The 3,612-nt window shown below is 70.1% G+C and carries 5 protein-coding genes; 1 reads left to right on the top strand and 4 read right to left on the bottom strand.

The genetic code is table 11. From position 1 onward, the window contains the following. On the top strand, positions 1-1,055 hold a 1,055-nt coding region (locus HUU95_RS10965; protein WP_174280148.1), incomplete at its 5' end, for a sensor histidine kinase. A gap of 254 nt (positions 1,056-1,309) precedes the next feature. Here HUU95_RS10965 and tatC read toward each other — a convergent pair. The 4 genes from tatC to HUU95_RS10945 form a co-directional block, all read right to left on the bottom strand. Beyond that, complete coding sequence (tatC, locus tag HUU95_RS10960) at positions 1,310-2,080, bottom strand: twin-arginine translocase subunit TatC (RefSeq protein ID WP_174280147.1); 771 nt, start codon at positions 2,078-2,080, stop codon at positions 1,310-1,312. Then, complete coding sequence (gene tatB / locus HUU95_RS10955) at positions 2,077-2,499, bottom strand: Sec-independent protein translocase protein TatB (protein WP_174280146.1); 423 nt, start codon at positions 2,497-2,499, stop codon at positions 2,077-2,079. The genes tatC and tatB overlap by 4 nt, the downstream gene beginning before the upstream one ends. A gap of 18 nt (positions 2,500-2,517) precedes the next feature. Further along, complete coding sequence (locus HUU95_RS10950) at positions 2,518-2,757, bottom strand: twin-arginine translocase TatA/TatE family subunit (RefSeq protein ID WP_174280145.1); 240 nt, start codon at positions 2,755-2,757, stop codon at positions 2,518-2,520. 75 nt (positions 2,758-2,832) lie between these two features. After that, positions 2,833-3,612: glycoside hydrolase family 3 protein (locus HUU95_RS10945; RefSeq protein WP_174280144.1), on the bottom strand; the 780-nt coding region annotated here is incomplete at its 5' end.

The raw sequence follows: 3,612 nt of genomic DNA, 5'->3' as shown, positions 1-3,612 counted from the left end.
TGGCGGCGCTGGCGCGGCCCGCCAGCCGCTCGACGCCGTTCAGCCGCGCGCTGGTGGCGGATGGCGCGACGTTGCCGCTGGCGTCGGTGGATGGCGCCGGGCCGTTCGAGCGGGTCGAGCGTCTGCGCGTCGATCTGGAGATGGGCGGGCTGGAACTGGTCACGGCCACCCGGCGCTCGCCGATCAGCTCGTCACTAATCGTGGCATTGATGCTGCCGCTACTGATGTGGGCGGCGGCGGCGGCGATCGCGTGGCTAGTGGTCGACGGGCTGCTGATCCGCCCGCTGCGGCGGCTGCGCTCGAGCGTCGCCAGCTTCACGCCGGGCGAGGTGATCGACCCGCGGGCGAGCGGGCCGCTGCCGGCAGCCGAGATCCGCGAGCTGGGCGACACGTTCCGCGCGATCAGCCGCACCGTCGCGATCCACGAGAAGGGGCTGGCCGAGGGGCTGGTCCGGCAGACCAAGCTGACGCGCGAGGTGCACCACCGCGTAAAGAACAACCTCCAGGTCATCGCCAGCCTGATCAACTTCCACGCCCGCGCGTCGCGCAGCGAGGACGCGACCGCCGCCTATGCCTCTATCCAGCGCCGCGTCGACGCGCTGGCGGTGGTGCATCGCAATCACTTCGCTGAGATGGAGGAAAATCGCGGCCTCAACGTCCGCACCATGTTTGGCGAGCTGGCCGCCAATATCCGCGCCACCGCCCCGCCCGCCTCGCACGGGCTGGGCATCACGCTGGAGGTCGAGCCGATCACGGTCAATCAGGACATCGGCGTCGCGATCGCCTTCCTGGCGACCGAGATCATCGAGCTGGCGATGAGCTGCGATCCCAAGGCGCAGATCCGCATCGTCGTGCGGGCCGCGGACCAGGTGGAACGCGCGACGCTGCGCGTCGTGTCGCGCGCGCTGATCGAGGGCGAGGCGCTGCGTTCGCTCACCAGCAGCCGTTATGGGCGCGTCATGGAAGGTCTCGCCCGCCAACTGCGCGCGCCGCTCCACCACGACCCGTTGGTCGGCGCGTACGAGATCAGCTTCGCGGCGCTCGGACGCGATTGAATCTTTTTTCCGGAAGCTGTCCGGCTTGTCCGGAACCGGACGGACATCTCGTTGTTTTAGCTTCGGATAGCAACTCCGAGCACCCCCCCCCCGCTCCTTCTATCCACGACATGGGCCCGGAAGCGTCTCTCCCCTCCCCCCCGGAGGCGCTTTCGGGCCTTGTCACGTCCGCTCGTGACGCGCTCCGCAGGGGTTCGATCGTTCAGCAGGCAGCGCGACCGCTACCACGCTCAGACAAGCGGTGGCGGCAGTGTTCAGCTCTCGACCAGCGCCCGCGCCGCCTCGCGCGCGCGCGACCGCTCCGTCAATCGGATGCCGATCAGCGCAAATTCATAGAGCACCACCAGCGGCAGCGCGAGCATCATCATCGACCAGGGATCGGGCGGCGTCAGCAGCGCCGCCACCGCGAAGTTTGCAACGATCGCGTAGCGCCGCAGCCCGACTAGTTGCTCACGCGTCACGATCCCCGCCCGCTCCAGCAGCATAAGCAGCACCGGCATCAGGAATGCAAAGCCGAAGCCGAACAGGAATTGCATTACCACCTTGAGGTAACTCGACACGTCCGGAAATGCCCGCTGCGTCACGCCGCCCAGGTCGCCCTGAAAGCTGAACAGGAAGTGCAGCGCCGGGGGGATCACGAAGAAATAGGCGAGCGCCGCGCCCATCGTGAACAGGATCGGCGTCGCCAGCAGGAAGGGCAGCAACGCGCGCCGCTCCTGGCGGTACAGCCCCGGCGCGACGAACCGCCAGACCTGGTTTGCGGTGACCGGAAACGACACCATGACGGCGGTGAAGAACGCGACCTTCACCTGCACCATGAAGCCGCCATAGACGTCGGTGTTGATCAGCACGAGCTGCCCGGCCGCGCGCAGCGGCCGGACGAGCAGCGTCAGGATCGGCCGGGCGAAATACAGCGAGATCGCGAACGCCAGCACCAGCGCGCCCGCCGAATAGAGCAGGCGCCGGCGCAGTTCGACCAGGTGATCGAGCAGCGGCGCGCGGCTCGCGTCCAGTTCGTCGCTCATGACATCGCGTCGTCGGGTCGATGCGCGGGCGTGCCGGCCGGGGCGGGGACCAGCTGCGGCTGCTCGACGGTGATCGGCTCGCCCGGATCGGGCGAGCCATCATGGGGCGGGGCCTCATCGCCGGAGGGCGCCGCCTTCCCGGGCACGGGGTGGGGCGCCGGTGCCACGTCCGCCACCTCGCCCGCGCCGTGCTCGGCCATGATCCGGGCGTTCTCGGCCGCCCATTTCTTTTCCATCTCGGCCAGCTCCGCCTCGCGCACCATGTTGTCGAAGCCGGAGCGGAACTGGCGCGCCACGCCGCGCGCCTTGCCGACCCAATAACCCAGCACGCGCAGCGCCTTGGGCAGGTCCTTCGGGCCGATCACCACCAGCGCGACGACGGCGACCAGCAGGAACTCGCTAGGAGCGATATCGAACATGCGCTGTGACGACCCGGATCAGGGCCGCTCCTCGCGGATCGGCGCGCCGTCGCGGTCGAACGCCGGATCGGCGCTCTTCTTCGCCTCCAGCCGCGCGGCCGGCTTGTGCCCGTCCTCGTCCTCGTCGGCCATGCCCTTCTTGAACTGCTTCACGCCCTTGGCGACATCGCCCATCAGGTTGGAGAAACGCCCGCCGCCGAGCACCAGGATGGCGATCACCGCGAAGATGAGGATGTGGATGGGGCTGAGGCCGCCCATGGCGCGTGCTCCTGAAATCAGGACGGGCATGTAGGCGCGATCGACCCCGGTTTCCACCTCCTTCGCGCGGGGTCCTCAGCCCGCCAGCGCCAGCGCCAGCAGCGCGTCGCGCCGCGCGATCGCGTCGTCCATCGTTCCGCCCGGGGCGTCGCGCATCGCCATCGCCCGGGCGAGCCGGTCGCACGTCCGATCTCCCGCGTCGGGCAGCCGGTCGGCGATCTCGATCATCTCCGGCAACCGCGCCCAGCAATCCAGCACCACGTCGCACCCCGCCGCGATCGACGCCGCCGCCTTGTCGCCCGGCGTGCCCGTCAGCGCCTTCATGTCGATGTCGTCCGTCATCAGCAGCCCGTCAAAGCCGATCGCGCCGCGGATGACGCGCTCGATCACGACGGGCGACAACGTCGCGGGCCGGCGCGGGTCCCAGGCGTCGAAGACGATGTGCCCGGTCATCCCCATCGGCGCGTCCCGGAGCGTCCGGAACGGCTCCAGGTCGCTTGCCAGCGCGTCGGCGCTCGCGGTCACGGTGGGCAGGTGGTGGTGCGTGTCGACCCGCGCGCGGCCATGGCCGGGCATGTGCTTGACCACGCCGACGACCCCGCCCGCGCGCAGGCCCTCCAGCATCGCGCGGCCGAGCGCCGCGACGCGCATCGGCTCCGCCCCGAACACGCGGGTGGCGACCGCCTCGGTCGTGTCGGGCTGGCGCACATCGAGCAGCGGTGCGCAATCCACGGTGATGCCGACCTCGTGGAGCATCAGCCCCAGCGCCTCGCCGTTCGCGCGCGCCGCCTGGATCGCGGACATCGGCGCCACCTCGTACAGCCGGTCGAACACCGGCCCGGCGGGAAAGGCCGG

The organism is Sphingomonas bacterium, assembly GCF_903643065.1.
GTDB lineage: Bacteria > Pseudomonadota > Alphaproteobacteria > Sphingomonadales > Sphingomonadaceae > Sphingomonas.
Note: the sequence above shows the minus strand (reverse complement) of the source record. Positions and strands in the feature narration are given on the sequence as shown.

Bases quoted from the DNA above. Each gene is read 5' to 3' on its own strand.
- tatC (WP_174280147.1), bottom strand. From the start codon at position 2,080: ATGAGCGACGAACTGGACGCGAGCCGCGCGCCGCTGCTCGATCACCTG.
- tatB (WP_174280146.1), bottom strand. From the start codon at position 2,499: ATGTTCGATATCGCTCCTAGCGAGTTCCTGCTGGTCGCCGTCGTCGCG.
- HUU95_RS10950 (WP_174280145.1), bottom strand. From the start codon at position 2,757: ATGGGCGGCCTCAGCCCCATCCACATCCTCATCTTCGCGGTGATCGCC.